This is a genomic window from Mizugakiibacter sediminis (genome assembly GCF_000953855.2).
Lineage (GTDB): Bacteria > Pseudomonadota > Gammaproteobacteria > Xanthomonadales > Rhodanobacteraceae > Mizugakiibacter > Mizugakiibacter sediminis.
This window is the reverse complement of record NZ_DF970157.1, coordinates 1-15940: the sequence shown is the minus strand read 5'-3', so window position 1 is coordinate 15940 and position 15940 is coordinate 1. Positions and strand designations below refer to the sequence as shown.

The 15940-nt window shown below is 73.1% G+C and carries 17 protein-coding genes; 14 read left to right on the top strand and 3 right to left on the bottom strand.

Features of this window, described 5'->3' with window-relative positions:
• The first annotated feature begins 115 nt into the window (after positions 1–115).
• The 6 genes from MBSD_RS03020 to MBSD_RS15110 all read left to right on the top strand — a co-directional run bounded on the left by MBSD_RS03020 (position 116) and on the right by MBSD_RS15110 (position 6499).
• Complete coding sequence (locus tag MBSD_RS03020; protein WP_062534934.1) at positions 116–1078, top strand: helix-turn-helix transcriptional regulator; 963 nt, start codon at positions 116–118, stop codon at positions 1076–1078.
• Positions 1079–1154: 76 nt separating this feature from the next.
• Positions 1155–1430, top strand: coding sequence for a GNAT family N-acetyltransferase (locus MBSD_RS03015; protein ID WP_062534933.1), 276 nt, complete (start codon positions 1155–1157; stop codon positions 1428–1430).
• 142 nt (positions 1431–1572) lie between these two features.
• Positions 1573–1944 carry an HU family DNA-binding protein gene (locus tag MBSD_RS03010; protein WP_062534931.1) on the top strand — a complete coding sequence of 124 codons (372 nt, stop codon included), beginning with the start codon at positions 1573–1575 and terminating at the stop codon, positions 1942–1944.
• A gap of 256 nt (positions 1945–2200) precedes the next feature.
• Positions 2201–4276: a M13 family metallopeptidase gene (locus MBSD_RS03005; protein ID WP_062534929.1), complete on the top strand. Its 2076-nt coding sequence runs from the start codon at positions 2201–2203 to the stop codon at positions 4274–4276.
• Positions 4277–4316: 40 nt separating this feature from the next.
• On the top strand, positions 4317–6119 hold the full coding sequence (locus MBSD_RS03000) for a DUF885 domain-containing protein (protein ID WP_425478090.1): 1803 nt from the start codon (positions 4317–4319) through the stop codon (positions 6117–6119).
• 161 nt (positions 6120–6280) lie between these two features.
• On the top strand, positions 6281–6499 hold the full coding sequence (locus MBSD_RS15110) for a hypothetical protein (RefSeq protein ID WP_148667796.1): 219 nt from the start codon (positions 6281–6283) through the stop codon (positions 6497–6499).
• 176 nt (positions 6500–6675) lie between these two features.
• On the opposite strand, the gene MBSD_RS15105 is transcribed toward MBSD_RS15110, so the two are convergent.
• The 3 genes from MBSD_RS15105 to phhA all read right to left on the bottom strand — a co-directional run bounded on the left by MBSD_RS15105 (position 6676) and on the right by phhA (position 8541).
• Positions 6676–6885, bottom strand: coding sequence for a hypothetical protein (locus MBSD_RS15105; RefSeq protein WP_148667795.1), 210 nt, complete (start codon positions 6883–6885; stop codon positions 6676–6678).
• Between the two features lie 10 nt (positions 6886–6895).
• Positions 6896–7564, bottom strand: coding sequence for a hypothetical protein (locus tag MBSD_RS02995; protein ID WP_062534925.1), 669 nt, complete (start codon positions 7562–7564; stop codon positions 6896–6898).
• 89 nt (positions 7565–7653) lie between these two features.
• Complete coding sequence (gene phhA / locus MBSD_RS02990) at positions 7654–8541, bottom strand: phenylalanine 4-monooxygenase (RefSeq protein ID WP_062534923.1); 888 nt, start codon at positions 8539–8541, stop codon at positions 7654–7656.
• Positions 8542–8684: 143 nt separating this feature from the next.
• Between phhA and MBSD_RS02985 the strand changes: the two genes are divergently transcribed.
• From MBSD_RS02985 to MBSD_RS02950, 8 genes are all read left to right on the top strand, one after another.
• Positions 8685–9170, top strand: coding sequence for an Lrp/AsnC family transcriptional regulator (locus MBSD_RS02985; RefSeq protein ID WP_062534921.1), 486 nt, complete (start codon positions 8685–8687; stop codon positions 9168–9170).
• Between the two features lie 42 nt (positions 9171–9212).
• Positions 9213–10013 carry a lysophospholipid acyltransferase family protein gene (locus tag MBSD_RS02980; protein ID WP_062534919.1) on the top strand — a complete coding sequence of 267 codons (801 nt, stop codon included), beginning with the start codon at positions 9213–9215 and terminating at the stop codon, positions 10011–10013.
• A 4-nt stretch (positions 10014–10017) separates the two neighbouring features.
• The gene (locus tag MBSD_RS02975; RefSeq protein ID WP_062534916.1) at positions 10018–11010 is read left to right on the top strand and encodes a YheT family hydrolase; all 993 of its coding nucleotides are present in this window, start codon (positions 10018–10020) and stop codon (positions 11008–11010) included.
• 52 nt (positions 11011–11062) lie between these two features.
• Positions 11063–13144 (top strand): tetratricopeptide repeat protein, encoded by a 2082-nt coding sequence (locus MBSD_RS02970; RefSeq protein ID WP_062534914.1) that lies wholly within the window; start codon positions 11063–11065, stop codon positions 13142–13144.
• Positions 13145–13206: 62 nt separating this feature from the next.
• Positions 13207–14304 carry a PQQ-dependent sugar dehydrogenase gene (locus MBSD_RS02965; protein ID WP_062534913.1) on the top strand — a complete coding sequence of 366 codons (1098 nt, stop codon included), beginning with the start codon at positions 13207–13209 and terminating at the stop codon, positions 14302–14304.
• A 54-nt stretch (positions 14305–14358) separates the two neighbouring features.
• Positions 14359–14988: a YbhB/YbcL family Raf kinase inhibitor-like protein gene (locus tag MBSD_RS02960; RefSeq protein WP_062534911.1), complete on the top strand. Its 630-nt coding sequence runs from the start codon at positions 14359–14361 to the stop codon at positions 14986–14988.
• A 160-nt stretch (positions 14989–15148) separates the two neighbouring features.
• Complete coding sequence (locus MBSD_RS02955; protein ID WP_062534910.1) at positions 15149–15523, top strand: ElaB/YgaM/YqjD family protein; 375 nt, start codon at positions 15149–15151, stop codon at positions 15521–15523.
• Positions 15520–15940, top strand: a 421-nt coding sequence (locus MBSD_RS02950; RefSeq protein ID WP_062534909.1) for a hypothetical protein, incomplete at its 3' end; no start/stop codon positions are given. The genes MBSD_RS02955 and MBSD_RS02950, both read left to right, overlap by 4 nt.

Here is a 15940-nt window from a genome sequence, read left to right as displayed (position 1 = left end):
TCGGGTTCATGGCGCTTCCCTTGGCGTGGGCGCAGGCGGCGCGCTGCGCGGCGAGCGCAAGGCTACGGGCAATACAGGTCGGATCACGCCCTGATTGCGCGCTACACTCGCCGGCATGGCCTTGCCGACGACGCGCGTGCTGGCGGTGCTGGACCTGCTGCAGGCCCACGGCCGCATGAGCGGGCCGGAACTGGCGCGCCGCGTCGGCGTCGACGGGCGCACGCTGCGGCGCTACATCGCCATGCTGGAAGAACTCGGCATCCCGATCACCGCCGAGCGCGGCCGTTATGGCGCCTATCTGCTGGTCGCCGGCTTCAAGCTGCCGCCGATGATGTTCACCAACGACGAGGCGGTGGCGCTGTCGGTGGGCATGACGGCGGCGCGCGGCCTCGGCCTGGCGGACGCCGCGCCGGCGGTGGCCAGCGCGCAGGCCAAGCTGGCGCGGGTGATGCCCGCCGGCCTGCAGCGCCGCGTGCGGGCGATCGCGGAGACGGTGCGCATCGACCTGCGGCACACGCCGCGCGCGCCGGACAGCAACGCGGCGCTGATGGCGCTGACCGAAGCGGCGCAGGCGCGGCAGCGCGTGCATCTGCGCTACGTCACCGCCGAGGGCGCGGCCAGCGCGCGCGACTTCGATCCCTACGGCCTCGCCTGGTACGCCGGCGCCTGGTACGCGGTCGGCTGGTGCCATCTGCGCCGCGGCCTGCGCTCGTTCCGGCTGGACCGCGTGCAGGGCGTCGCCGCGCTGCCGCGGCATTTCCGCCGGCCGGACGACTTCGATGCGCTCGAGCAACTGCTGCGCGGCATCGCCAGCGCGCCGCGCAGGCACGCCATCGAGGTGCTGCTGCGCACCGACCTCGAGCGCGCGCGCAACGCTTTCTCGCTGGGCTTCGGTCTGCTGGAGCCGGCCGCCGGCGGCGTGCTGTTGCGCAGCAGCGCCGACGACCTCGCCTGGTTCGCGCGCCAGCTCGCCGCGCTGCCGTTCGACTTCGCGATCCGCAAGCCTGCGCGGCTGCGCCGCGAGCTGGCGAAGTGCGCGCGACGGCTGCAGGCGCTGGCCGCGGCCGACGGCGGCTGAGGCGCGCCGCCGCGATCGAGACTCACGCCGCGGCAGCGCGCGGCGTACCATGCCGCCGACCGCCCCGGACGCGCCCATGGACCTCGCCATCCGTCACGATCCCGCCGTCGGCACCTTCAGCGTCGACGTCGAAGGCCAGCACTGCGTGCTGCAATACGCGCTGCACGCGGGCGTGATGAAGATCGTGCACACCGGCGTGCCGGAGGCGGTCGGCGGGCGCGGCATCGCCGCGCGACTGACGCGCACCGCGCTGGAGACGGCGCGCGCGGCCGGCTGGAGGGTGGTGCCGGCCTGCGCCTACGCGGCGGCCTTCGTGGCACGCCATCCCGAGTACGCGGATCTGCTGGCCTGAGCCGCGGCGGCGGCCGTCGCGGCGGCCGCGGCGGGGGAGCCCGCATTTTCCGCTTGGAGCCGCGCCGCGATTGCTCTAGATTGCGCATGCCTAGGGGTTTTCGGGCAATCCATCCACTCAGAACGAAGCGACCAGGACATTTATGGCGAAGACGAAGAAAGCAGCACCCAAGAAGATGGCCGCCAAGCCGGCCGCGCCGAAGCCGATCAAGGAAGCCCTGAGCAAGTCCGGGCTGGTGGCTCACCTCGCCGAGGCGAGCGGCGTGGTCGCCCGCGACGTGCGCGCGGTGCTGGCCGCGCTGGAAGGCGCCGTGGCCGCGTCGATCAGCAAGAAGGGCGCGGGCATGTTCACCCTGCCGGGCCTGCTGAAGATCACCGCGGTCAACGTGCCGGCCAAGCCGCGCCGCAAGGGCATCAACCCCTTCACCAAGCAGGAGCAGTGGTTCGCCGCCAAGCCTGCGACCGTGAAGATCAAGGTGCGCGCGCTGAAGAAGCTGAAGGACGCCGCGGCCTGATCGCCGCCGGGATGCGGCGCGCCGGCGGCCGCCGCATCCCTTTCCCGCGACCGCGCGGCATGACGATGCGCAGGCGGCGTCGCGCTTGCCGCGGCCTGCCCCCGGCGCGGCCCGCATGATCGCTCCCGCCCGCCGAGGCGCGCCGCGGCCCGCCGCAGCGCATTCCCTGCCGGCGCGCACGCATGACCGTTGGGGCATGCCGGGGCCGCGGCCGGCGGCGAGAATCCGCCCGTTTCCCACCCCTCGGAGCACCCTCATGACCCGCTTCCGCTGGATCCTCCCGGCCGCCGTGCTCGGCTGCGCGCAAGCCTTCGCCGCCGCGCCCGCGGCGCCGGCCGCAGACGCCCCCGCCGCCGCCGCGATCGGCATCGACCTCGCCGGCCTCGACCGCGCGGTCAAGCCGGGCGACGACTTCGACGCCTACGCCAACGGCGCCTGGCGCAGGAACGCGGAGATTCCCGCCGACCGCTCCAGCACCGGCGTGTTCTACGAGGTGTTCAAGAAGGCCGAGCAGCGCACCGCCGACCTGATCCGCGACGCCGGCAAGGAGCGGCCGGCGCCGGGCAGCGACGCGCGCCGGATCGCCGACTACTACGCCGCCTTCATGGACGAGGCGACGATCGAGAAGCGCGGCCTCGCCCCGCTCGAGCCGCAGCTCGCGGCGATCGAGGCGATCCGCACACGCGCCGACCTCGCCCGCGTGCTCGGCGCCGGCCTGCGCGCCGACGTCGATCCGATCAACGCCACCAACCTGCACACCGAGCGCCTGTTCGGCCTGTTCGTCGCCCAAGGACTGGAAGACCCCTCGCACAACGTCGCCTACCTGCTGCAGGGCGGCCTCGGCATGCCGGACCGCGACTACTACCTCGCCGCCGACGCCGAGATGGCCGGCTTCCGCGCCAAGTACCGCGCCTACATCGCCGCGCTGCTCGAGCAGGCCGGCATCGCCGATGCCGAGGCCAAGGCGCAGGCGATCTTCGACCTCGAAATGAAGATCGCCAAGGCACACGCCAGCATCGTCGACACCCAGGACATCCACAAGGCGAACAACCCGTGGCCCGTCGACGCGTTCGCGAAGAACGCGCCGGGGCTGGACTGGGCCACGTACTTCCGCGCCGCCGGGCTGGCCGGGCAGAAGACCATCGTGGTCTGGCAGCCGGACAGCGTGCGCGCGCTGTCCGCGCTCGCCGCCAGCGAGCCGCTGGCGGCCTGGAAGGATTATCTCGTCTTCCACGCCATCAACCACGACGCCTCGCTGCTGCCGAAGGCGTTCGCCGACCTCGGCTTCGAGTTCTACGGCCACACGCTGCAGGGCACGCCGAAGCAGCGCGAACGCTGGAAACGCGCGGTGGCGCTGACCAACGCCGATCTCGGCGACGCGGTCGGCAAGCTGTACGTGCAGCGCTATTTCCCCGCCTCCTCCAGGGCCGAGGTCGAGGCGATGGTGAAGAACATCCTCGCCGCGTTCGACCAGCGCGTCGACACGCTGGACTGGATGACGCCGGCGACCAAGCAGAAGGCCAAGGCGAAGATCGCCACGCTGCGCGTCGCCGTCGGCTATCCCGACACCTGGCGCGACTACGCCACGCTCGACGTGCGCGCCGACGACGCGCTCGGCAACCACCAGCGCGCCGAGCTGTTCGAATACCGCCACCAGCTCGCCAAGCTCGGCCGCCCGGTCGACCGCGGCGAGTGGTGGATGACACCGCAGACGGTCAACGCGGTGAACCTGCCGCTGCAGAACGCGCTGAACTTCCCGGCGGCCATCCTGGAGGCGCCGTTCTTCGACCCGCACGCAGACGCCGCCGCCAACTACGGCGCGATCGGCGCGGTGATCGGTCACGAGATCAGCCACAGCTTCGACAACCTCGGCGCCGAGTTCGACGACCAGGGCCGCCTCGCCAACTGGTGGACGCCGGAGGACCTGGCGCACTTCAAGGTCGCCGGCCAGCGCCTGGTCGCGCAGTTCGACGCCTACGAGGCGCTGCCCGGCCTGCACGTCAACGGCCAGCAGACGCTGGGCGAGAACATCGCCGACGTCTCCGGCCTGACCGCCGCGTACATCACCTACCACAAGTCGCTGGGCGGCAAGCCGGCGCCGGTGATCGACGGCCTCTCCGGCGACCAGCGCTTCTTCCTCGCCTATGCGCAGGCCTGGCGCAGCAAGATGCGCGACGCCGCGCTGCGCCAGCGCGTCACCACCGACGTGCACGCGCCGCCGCAGTTCCGCGCCCAGACCGTGCGCAATCTCGACGCCTGGTACGCCGCTTTCGGCGTCCAGCCGGGCGAGAAGCTCTACCTCGCGCCGCAGGACCGCGTGCGCATCTGGTGAAGCCCTCGCGCGGGCGGCGGCCGTGCGCGCCGCCGCCCGTCTGCCGTCCCCGGGGAGGATCGCGATGAAACGCCTGCTCGCCTGCGCCGCGCTCGCGGCGCTCGCCTGCGCCGCGGCGGCGCCGGCCGCCGACAGCGGCAGCACCGACGCCGACGCGCGCTTCCATGCGCTGTACCAGCAGGAATGGGAGTGGCGCCTGCAGCAGTTCCCGACGCTGGCCGACAGCGTCGGCGACCACCGCTACGGCGACCGCCTGCCCGACGAGAGCGCGCAGAACCAGCAGGCGCGCCTCGCCTACTGGGACGACGTGCTGCGCCGACTGCGCGCCATCGATCCGAAGGCGCTGTCCGTCGACGAGCAGGTCAACTACGCCGTGTACCGCGCGCAGATCGAGAACCTCGTCGCCGACCAGCGCTTCCGCCAGTACGAGATGCCGTTCAACAGCGACAGCGCGTTCTGGTCCGACCTCGGCTTCATGCCGCGCGACCAGAAGCTGGACGACGCCGCCGACTACCGCGCCTACATCGCCCGCCTGCGCGCGGTGCCGAAATACTTCGATGACGAGATCGCCAACATGCGCGCCGGCCTGGCGCGCGGCTTCACGGTGCCGCGCGCGGTGCTGGGCGGGCGTGACGTCTCGATCGCCAACGTCGCCGAGCTGAAGCATGCGGAGGACAGCACCTTCTACGCGCCGTTCAAAAAGATGCCGGCGCGCATCCCGGCCGCCGAGCAGGCCGCGCTGCGCGCCGCGGGCGCGCAGGCGATCCGCGAGGCGGTGATCCCGGCCTACGCCAGGCTGCTGCGCTTCTTCCGCGAGGACTACGTGCCGCGCGCGCGCAAGACCCTCGCCGCCGAGGCGCTGCCCGACGGCAAGGCCTACTACCGCCAGCAGATCCGCGAGTACACCACGCTGGACCTCGCCCCCGACGCGATCCACGAGATCGGCCTCGACGAAGTCGCGCGCATCCACGCCGAGATGCTGCAGACCATGCGCGAGGCCGGCTTCACGGGCACGTTCCCCGAGTTCCTCGCCTTCCTGCGCAGCGATCCGCAGTTCTATGCCAGGACCCCGGACGAGCTGCTGATGCGTGCGGCGTGGATCGCCAAGCGCGTCGACGGCCAGCTCGGCAAGTTCTTCGGCCTGCTGCCGCGGCGGCGCTTCGACATCGAGCCGGTGCCGGCCGACATCGCGCCGTTCTGGACCTCCGGCCGCGGCGGTCCCGACACCTACTGGGTCAACACCTACGACCTGAAGTCGCGGCCGCTGTACAACCTGCCGGCGCTGACCCTGCACGAATCCGCGCCCGGCCACTCGCTGCAGATCGCGCTGGCCGAGGAACAGCACGAGCAGCCGGCGTTCCGCCGCTACGGCTACATCTCCGCCTTCGGCGAAGGCTGGGCGCTGTACTCGGAGGATCTCGGCAACGAGATGGGCATCTACACCACGCCCTACGAGCGCTTCGGCCAGCTCACCTACGCGATGTGGCGCGCCTGCCGGCTGGTGGTCGACACCGGCGTGCACCACCTCGGCTGGACGCGCGAGCGCGCGATCGCGTATCTGCGCGACAACACCGCGCTCAGCGAACACGAAGTGGAGACCGAGGTCGACCGCTACATCAGCTGGCCCGGCCAGGCGCTGAGCTACAAGCTCGGCGAGCTGAAGATCCTCGAACTGCGCCGCAAGGCGGAAGCCGCGTTGGGGCCGAAGTTCGACCTGCGCGCCTTCCACGACACCGTGTTGTCGATGGGCTCGGTGCCGCTGCCGCTGCTGGAACAGCGCATCGACCGCTTCATCGCCGACGGCGGCAAGCCGCCGGCGCCGGCCTGCGCGTGCGCGCGCTGAGAGGGAACGGTCGCTGCGGGCAGGCCAGGGAGGGCGTGCGCACGGACACCGGCATCCCCAGGACCGCGCACATATCGCCGGCCTCTCGCAGCCTACCTGCGGCTGCGCGAACTCAACGCACTGACTGGCATGCGCAGGTCGGGAGCACGTTGGCGCCGTAGGTGTTCGCGCGCGACCCGCATGCGCGCCTGATCGTCCTCGCCGGCTGCGCGCACATCTACGAGGGCGATTCGCCCTACATGTTCGGCGCCCGCACCATGGCGCAGCACCTCGAGCAACTGACCGGGCTGGATGCGCTCAGGTCGATCAAACGACGATGCTGGATTTCGCCGAGCGTAAGGCCCAATACCCCCCGTACGCCACCATCGAGAAGACGTTGAGCACGAGGGAGCCCATGGTCTTCGTGGACGAGGCCGGACATCCCTGGTCGCTGCAGCCGCGGCTTTACGACGTGAGCGTGTTCTTCCCGCCGGAGACGCGAGCCGATGGCCGGCCGGGATGGCTGACGCTCGGCGGCCGACGCCAGCCGTATCGCCTCACGCCCGCGTTGTGCGGATCACGCCTGCCATGCCTGATCGAAGCGCGATATGCGAACGAGGGACGCGACGCCGTTCCCGCCGATCGCCGCGTGCTCTGGCGCGAGCCGCAGCAAGTCGCGCTGTTTCTCGCCCCGGGCCGCTATCGGCTTCGATGCGCTCGATGCGCGCGGTGCTACGACCGCGCTCGGCGAAATCGCCGTGGGCGGCGCCTCGGCGGCAACGCCCATGCGCTGAACTTCAACGCGCGCGGCGACGCGCCGGCCCGATCGCGGGCGCGCCTTGCGCATCGGCCGCATGCGCGCGCTGCGCGCGCCGCTCGGCGCGGAACGCGGCGTTGTAGGCGGCCACCTCGCGGCGCAGGCGCGCGCTGGGCCGCGCGCCGAAGCGGCCGGCGTCGAGCGCGGCTTCCATGCGCCGCATCAGGTCGTAGTCGTGGTAGTCGCGGTACGGCTTCAGGTCGAGGTCGGCCGGCACCTTCTGCAGGCGCTCGTCGCCGATGCGCTTGACGTAGCGCTGCATGAAGCGGTCGTAGGCGCGCCAGGAGACGCGGTCGGCGCGCACCGCCGCCTCTTCCGCGCGCGTGGCGATCTGGTGCGCGTGCAGATAGTGCAGGCCGAGCCGGTCGATCAGCGTCTTCTCGACCTCCTCGTGCAGGATCAGGTAGCGCGTCACCTCGACGCTGCGACCGCGCCAGGCGAAGTGCGTGGGCAGATGGCGGTCGATGTAGATCGTCTCGCCGTCCTGGCTGTAGCCGGCGAGGTAGGGCACGTCGTGGCGGCGGTCGAGCTTCTTCACGCGGCGCAGGATCGCGTCCAGCGCGCGGTCCAGCATCAGGCTGGAGACGTACCAGTCGGGGATGCGCAGCTTCTCGTGCGGGGCGTGCGGATGGCAGCCGGCGGCGGGCATGGCGGGCTCCTTGCGGACGGACGGGACGCCGCGAGGATAGCCATGCCCTGCTGTCGCCCCGCTTGCGCGCGTCCGCAGCGGGCGCGCGTTCACACGTCGCCGCTGCGCACCCAGCCTTCACCCGTGCCGCGGTGATAGACGCGGTCGCCGGGCAGCACTTCGCCGGCGGGATACGCCGGCAGCGTCTTCAGCTTCGCGTAGATCGGCGCGAAGTCGGGGCGCGTCGCCTCGAACAGCTGCTCGAAGCCGTCGATCACGAAATAGGTCTGCTGGTAGGTGTCGATCTTGTAGCGCGTGCGCATCACGCGCTCGAGGTCGAAGCCGAGGCGGTTGGGCGCGTCCGACTCGAGGCAGTAGATCGATTCGCCCTTGGAGCTGACGATGCCGGAGCCGTAGATGCGCAGGCCCTCGCCGGTGCGGATCAGGCCGAACTCGACCGTGTACCAGTACAGCCGCGTCAGGTTCATCAGCGCGTCGGCGTCGATGCCGTGCGCCTTCATGCCGCCGCGGCCGTAGGCCTGCATGTAGTCGGCGAACACCGGGTTCATCAGCAGCGGCACGTGGCCGAACAGGTCGTGGAACAGGTCCGGCTCGGCGATGTAGTCGAGCTGCTCCGGCTTGCGGATCCACCAGGTCACCGGGAAGCGGCGGTGCGCCAGGTGGTCGAAGAACACGTGGTCGGGCAGCAGCCCCTCCACGCCGACCAGCTCCCAGCCGGTGGCGCGGCGCAGCACCCGGTTGAGGTCGTCGAACTTCGGGATGGCGTCGGCGCCGAGGCCGATGCGCTCGACGTTGTCGAGGAACTCGCGGCAGGCGCGGCCGGGCAGGATCTCGCGCTGGCGGCGGAACAGCTGTGCCCACACGCCGTGGTCGGTGGCGGAATAGCTGGCCCACGGCTGCTCGATCACGCCGGTGGCGTAGACCGGGATGTAGCCGCGGTCGGTCTGCTGGTGCTCTACGCGGCGTGGCGTGTCCATGGAAGCCTCCCGCCCGGACGGGCGCTGCAGGGGTGCTCCTCCAAAGTCTAGCCGCCGCGCGACGCAAGATGCTTGCTTTCGTGCAGAAATCCGCCGGATGTGCGCAATAATCTTGCGCGACGCAACGCCTTCGGAGGCCCGCCATGGCCGGCATCCCGCTCGACCGCACCGACCTGCGCATGCTCGACGTGCTGCAACGCGAGGGCCGCATCACCAACGCCGAGCTGGCGGCGCGGGTGAACCTGTCGCCCTCGCCCTGCCTGCGCCGGCTGCAGCGCCTGGAAGCGGCCGGGGTGATCGCCGGCTACGCCGCGCAGGTGGACCCGCAGGCGGTCGGCCTCGGCCTGCAGGCGTTCGTGCGCGTGCAGCTCACGCAGCACGACAGCGCCACCATCGAGACCTTCGTGCAACGGGTGAACGCCTGGGACGAGGTGGTCGACTGCTACGCGCTGACCGGCGACATGGATTACCTGCTGCACGTCGTGGTCGCCGACCTCGACCACTTCTCGCGCTTCCTGCTCGACAAGCTGCTGAACGCGAGCGGCGTCGCCGACGTCAACTCGAGCTTCGTGCTGCGTACGGTCAAACACGCGGGCGCGCTGCCGCTGGCGCAGCTGGCCGGCGCGTGACGCTGGCGGGGCCTGCGCGGCCCGGCTAAAGTGCTCGCCCCGATGGACGTTTCCGCTTCCGCCCCGCTCCGCGACCGCCGTCGCCCGCTGCGCTACGCGGTGCGCGTGCCGCTGCTGCTCTTGCACGTGATCGTCGCCATTCCGCTGGCGCTGGTCGTCGCGCTGCTGCCGGCGCGCGCGGCCACCGCCACGCAGGAGCCGTTCAGCCACCGCCTGGTGCGCTGGTGGTCGACCGGGCTGCTGCGCATCTTCGGTTTCCGCGCGCGCCGCCGCGGCACGCCGCTGCCCGACCCGGTGCTGTTCGTCGCCAACCACGTCTCCTGGCTGGACATCACCCTGCTGCACAGCCAGCGCGCGGCCTGCTTCGTCGCCAAGGCGGAGATCGCCGGCTGGCCGCTGGTCGGCTGGCTGGCCGCGCGCGCCGGCACCATCTACCACCGCCGCGGCAGCCCGCATTCGCTGACCGCGGTGATGCAGCGCATGGTCGAGCGCCTGCGCGAGGACCGCTCGGTGGCGGTGTTCCCCGAGGGCGGCATCGACCACACCGGCTCGGTGCTGCACGTGCGCGTGTTCCATGCGCGCATCCTGCAGGCGGCGCTGGACGCCGGCGTGCCGGTGCAGCCGGTGGCGCTGCGCTACAGCCGCGACGGCCGCGCCTGGCAGGGCGTGACCTTCCAGCGCGGCGAGAGCTTCCTCGCCAATTTCTTCCGCCTGCTCGGCGAGCCCGCGCTGGACGCCGAGGTGCACTTCCTCGCGCCGGTGCCGAACGGCGGCGACGGCCGCCGGCGCATGGCGGAGGCGGCGCGCGCCGCGATCGTCGACGCCCTGCAGCGGGCGGGCTGACGGCATGCGCCCCGCCGACTTCGCGCCGCACCCGCTGCTGCGCAACGCGCACGTGCAGTCGGTGCTGGGCTCCAGCCCGCTGCGCCGCGGCCTGGCGCTGCGCCGCGCGCGGCACCTGCAGCGGCGCGCGCAGCCGGTGATCCTCGACGCCGGCGGCGGCGTGCGCCTGGCCGGCTACCGCACCGTGCAGGACGTCCTGCCGCAGGCGCGCGGATTGGCCGTGCTGCTGCACGGCTGGGAAGGCAGCGCGCGTTCCAACTACATCCTGCAGACCGGCGCGCGCCTGCTGGCGGAAGGCTGGGACGTGTTCCGGCTGAATTTCCGCGACCACGGCGACACCCACCACCTCAACCGCGAGCTGTTCCATTCCTGCCGCATCGACGAGGTGGTCGGCGCGGTGGCCGCGCTGGCGCGGCGCTTTCCGTCGCCGGCGCTGGCGCTGGCCGGCTTCTCGCTGGGCGGCAACTTCGCGCTGCGCGTGGCGCTGCGCGCGCCGGCCGCCGGCATCCCGCTGCGCTGCACGGTGGCGGTGTGCCCGGTGGTCGATCCGCACGCCGGCCTGGCCGCGCTCGAGCGCGGGCCGCGCTTCTACCACGACTACTTCATGCTGAAGTGGCGGCAGTCGCTGAAGCGCAAGCAGGCGCTGTTCCCGCAGGAGCGCTACTTCGAGCCGAAGGAGCTCGCCCAGGACATGCGCGGGCTGACCCGCACCCTGGTCGAGCGGCACACGCCGTTCGGCAGCCTGGAGCGCTATCTGGACGGCTATTCGATCGCCGGCGACCGCCTGTCCGGCCTCGCCGTGCCGGTGTCGATCCTCACCGCCGCCGACGATCCGGTGATCCCGGTCGCCGACTTCCGCCGTCTGGCGCTGCCTCCGGAGGCGGAACTGGACATCGCGCCGTACGGCGGCCACTGCGGCTTCCTGCGCGATTTCCGCCTGGCCAGCTACGCCGAGGACTACGTGGCCGCGCGCCTGGCGCGCGCGACCGGCGATTGAGCCGGCCGCGCGGCGGCTGTGGCATCATCGCGGTTTTGCGAGCGCCCGCGCCATGTTCGAGGACATCCTGCAACCGCTGCACGCCGGCCGCCTGGACGAGGCGGAGGCGCGCTGCCGCGCGCGCCTGGCGGCCAACGCCGACGACGCCGAGGTGCTGCACCTGCTGGCGATCGTGCGCCGCCAGCAGGGCGACGCCGCCGAGGCACACGCGCTGCTCGAACGCGCGCTGGCGCTGGCCCCGGACAACGAGCTGTTCCACCTGACCTTGGGTCGGCTCGCCGCCGCCGGCGGCGCGCTCGGCGCGGCGGCCGAGGCCTTCGCGCGCGCGCGCGAACTGAATCCGAACCTGGCCGGCGCGCACAGCGGCCTCGGCAAGCTGGCGCTGATGCAGGGCGACCTCGCCGCCGCCGAGGCGCTGTTCTGGACCGCGCACCGCGCCGACGACAACGACGACGAGGCGCTGGCCGGCCTCGGCCACCTGCACGCCGAACGCGGCGATTTCGCCATGGCCGTGCGCTTCCTCACCCGCGCCGTCGAGCGGCGGCCCGACGACGCGCTGCTGCAGTTGAGCCTCGGCCGCGCGCTGCTCGGCCAGGGCATGCACGAGTTCGCCGCGCAGGCCTTCTCCAACGCCCTGCGCCTGAAACCCGGCTTCGCCGGCGCCGGCCTGATGCTCGGCCTCACCGAGCTGCGCCGCAAGCGCTACGACAAGGCCGAGGAGGCCTATCGCGCGGTGATCGCCATGGACGCCGGCAACGCGCAGGCCCACGGCGGGCTCGGCGACGTGCTGCGCGCGCGCGGCCGCAACGATCTCGCCATGACGGCCTACGCGCGCGCGATCGAGCTGGATGACGGCTACGACAACGCCGCCACCGCCTACCTCTGGTGCCGGACCCGGACCGGCGACCGCGCCGGCGCGTACGCGTTCGCGCGCGACTGGCTGGCGCGGCGTCCCGACGCGCACATCGTGCGCCGCACCTGGGCCGAGCTGCTGGACGAGGAAGGCCAGCGCGAGGAAGCGCTGGCGCTGTGGCGCGGCCGCATCGCCGAGGCGCCGGACGACGCGCGCGCGCGCGCCGCGCTGGCGCTGCTGCTGGAGCGCAGCGGCGCGCTGGAGGAAGCCGCGGCCGAAGCCGAGCGTTCCGCCGCCGGCGCGCGCTACGGCGAAGTCGACCTGTTGCGCGCGCGCGCCGCGCTGCGCGAGGGCGATGCCGAGCGCGCGCTGGCGCTGGCCCGCGATGCGGACACCGGCGCGCTGACCGCCGCGCAGCGGCGCCAGCGGCTGCAACTGATCGGTCTCGCCCACGACCGCAGCCGGCGCCATGCGGACGCGCTGCAGGCGTTCCGCGATGCGCAGGCGGTCGACGCCGCGCCGCTGCCGGCGCTGCTCGCGCGCGCCGCGCTGGAGCCCGCGCTGGCGCCGCTGCTGGCGCTGCCGCCGCTGGCGCAACCGCGCGCGCCGGCGCCGGTGCTGCTGGCCGGCCTGCCCGGCTCCGGCGTCGAGCGTATCGCCGCGCTGCTCGCCGATCAGCCCGGCGTGCGCCTGCGCGGCGACCGCTTCGAGGGCCACGCCGATTTCTTCGCCGAGGCGAACGACGCGCGCCTGCTGAAACCGCTGTCCGACGGCGAGCTGGCGGTGCTGGCGCGCCGCTACGAACGCGCGCTGCTGCGCCGCGGCGGCGCCGACGGACGCGTGCTGGTCGACTGGCTGCCGCATCTCGACGCGCGCCTGCTGCCGGCGATCAGGCGCGCCTTGCCCGGCGCGCGCCTGCTGGTGGTCGACCGCAACGCCGAGGACGCGCTGCTGAACTGGCTGGCGTTCGGCTGGTCGGCCGGCTACGCGATCGCCGACGTCGACGCCGCCGCGGCCTGGCTGAAGCGCGCCGGCGAACAGCTCGACCTCGCCGCCGCCGCGCTGCCGGCGCTGCGCGTGGACGCCGATGCGCTGCTGGCCGCGCCCGCGGAAGCAGGCGGCGCGCTGGCGGCGTTCCTCGGCCTCGACGCGCTGGCGCCGGGCGCGCGCTTCGCGCAGAGCGCGCGCAGCACGCTGGGCGGCCTGCCCACCGCGTTTCCGCCCGGCCACGCCGCGGCCTACCGCGAGGCGCTGGCCTCGGCGTTCGCCGCGCTGCGCTGAGCGGCTTCACGGCGCGACCGCGCGGGGTAAGCTTGGCGCTTCGCTCCGCGGAGGGCCCGGCCATGCCCCGAATGCTGCTGCTGGCGACGTGCCTGCTGGGCGCCTTCGCGGCGCATGCCGCGGCCGATCCCGCGACGCTGCGCGTGCCGCCCGGCTTCCGCGTCGAGGTGTTCAGCGCCGACGTGCCGAACGCGCGCGAGATGGCCATCGGCAGCCGCGGCACCGTGTTCGTCGGCTCCAACGACGCCGGCAAGGTGTACGCGCTGACCGACGCCGACCACGACGGCCGCGCCGAGCGCGTGCGCGTGATCGCCGGCGGGCTGCAGCTGCCGGTCGGCGTCGCCTTCCGCGACGGCGACCTGTACGTCTCCGCGGTCAGCCGCATCCTGCGGCTGCGCGCCATCGAGGACCATCTCGACGATCCGCCGGCGCCGGAGGTCGTCACCGACCGGCTGCCGCGCGACACGCACCATGGCTGGCGCTATCTCGCCTTCGGCCCGGACGGCAAGCTGTACGTGCCGATCGGCGCGCCATGCAACGTCTGCGACCGCGCCGGCTACGCCAAGCTGATGCGCATGGACGCCGACGGCACGCACTGGCAGGACGTCGCCTACGGCATCCGCAACACGGTCGGCTTCACCTGGCAGCCGGGCAGCGGCCGGCTGTGGTTCACCGACAACGGCCGCGACTGGATGGGCGACGACCTGCCCGCCGACGAACTGAACCGCGTCGACCACCCGGGCGCGCACTACGGCTTCCCGTACTGCCACCAGGGCGACACGCCGGATCCGGAGTTCGGCAAGGGCCACGCCTGCGAGGACTACGTGCCGCCGGCGCACAAGTTCGGCGCGCACGTCGCCGCGCTGGGGCTGGCTTTCTACACCGGCACGCAGTTCCCGGCGCGCTGGCGCGACACGCTGTTCGTCGCCGAGCACGGCTCGTGGAACCGCACGGTCAAGTCCGGCTACCGCGTGGTGGCGGTGCACGTCGACGCGCAGGGCCGCGTGCGCGGCGAGGAGACCTTCCTCGACGGCTTCCTCGACCGCGGCCGCACGCGCGGCCGGCCCGCCGACGTCAAGGTGGCGCCGGACGGCGCGCTGCTGGTGTCCGACGACTACGGCGGCGCGATCTACCGCATCAGCTACGGCGCCGTGCGCTGATCGCGCCGCGCGCCGCGACACCGATCGAGCCTTCACGCACCGGGAGCATCGACGATGAAACTCAGCAGCCGCAGTTTCGCCGACGGCCAGCGCATCCCCGCCGAGTTCGCCTTCGGCAAGCCGGGCGCGGACAGCCCGTGCGTCTTCTCCGACAACCGCAACCCGCAGCTCGCCTGGTCCGGCGCGCCGGCCGGCACGCGCTCGTTCGTGCTGATGTGCATCGACAGCGACGTGCCGACGCGCGACGACGACGTCAACCAGCCCGGACGCACGGTGCCGCACGACCTGCCGCGCACGGATTTCGTGCACTGGCTGATGATCGACATCCCGCCGGAATGCGGCGAGCTTGCCGCCGGCAGTTGCAGCGACGGCGTGGTCGCGCGCGGCAAGCGCGATCCCGCCGGCCCGCCCGGCAGCCGCCAAGGCGTCAACGACTACACCGGCTGGTTCGCCGGCGACGCCGCGATGGCCGGCGACTATCTCGGCTACGACGGCCCCTGCCCGCCGTGGAACGACGCGCGCCTGCACCATTACCACTTCCGCCTGTACGCGCTGGACGTGCCTACGCTCGGCCTGCACGGCCGCTTCGGCCTGGCCGAGGTGCGGCAGGCGATGCAGGGCCACGTGCTGGCCGAGGCCGAACTGACCGGCACCTACAGCCTCAATCCCGACGTGCGCGGCTGAGCGCAGCGCACGCCCGGTTTGCGCCAGCGCAAGATTTCCGCAATACGCCGGCCCAGACTGGCGCTTCACGGGCGCCGCCAGGCGCCGGGAGGCGCGGCCATCCATCGCCGTGCCGAGCGAGCGCGGCTTCCGCCGCGCATCCAGAACGGAGAAGCGCACCATGAGCGATTCCACCCAACCGGCCCGTCCCAGCCTGGACGAACGCATCGATCAGCGTGCCGAGCGCGTGAAGCAGGCCACCCACAGCGCGGTCGAGCGCGCCAAGGAGGGCTTCGCCCACGCCGCCGACGCCTTCGAGGAGAAAGCCCACGCCGGCACCGACGCCGCCGCCCGCGCCGGCAAGCGCGCGGCCGCGCAGGCCGCGGCGGCGCGCGAGCGCGGCAGCCACGCCGTCGACGCCGCGCGCGAGAAGGCCGAGGGCGCGCTGGAACAGGTGCGCGACTTCGTGCGCGAGAAGCCGGTGCAGTCGCTGGCGATCGCCGTCGCCGGCGGCTGGCTGCTCGGCTGGCTGCTGCGGCGGCGCGCCAACCCGTGAACGCGCAACCGCGCGAAACCGCCGCGCCGCCCGAACCGGCCGCGTGGGAGCGCGCGCTGGACGCCGCGCGCACGCTGCTCGACGCCGTGCGCGAGTTCTTCGGCGCGCTGGCCGCGCTGATCGCCAGCGAGCTGCGCCTGGCGCGCGCCACCCTGCCGCTGTTCCTCGCCGGCTGCGTGCTGCTGCTGGCGCTGGCGCTGTCGGCGTGGATGTCGCTGGTGGCGCTGCTCGGCTACGCGTTCTTCGCGCTGACCGGCTCGGCCGGCGCCGCGCTGCTGCTGCTGACGGCGAGCCACGCGCTGCTGCTGGCGCTGTGCATCGACCTGCTGCGCCGCGGCCTGCGCCTGCTCACCCTGCCCGGCACGCGCGCCGAGCTGGGCGCGCTGCTGCGCGCGCCGCCGCGGCGGCCGCCGGCCG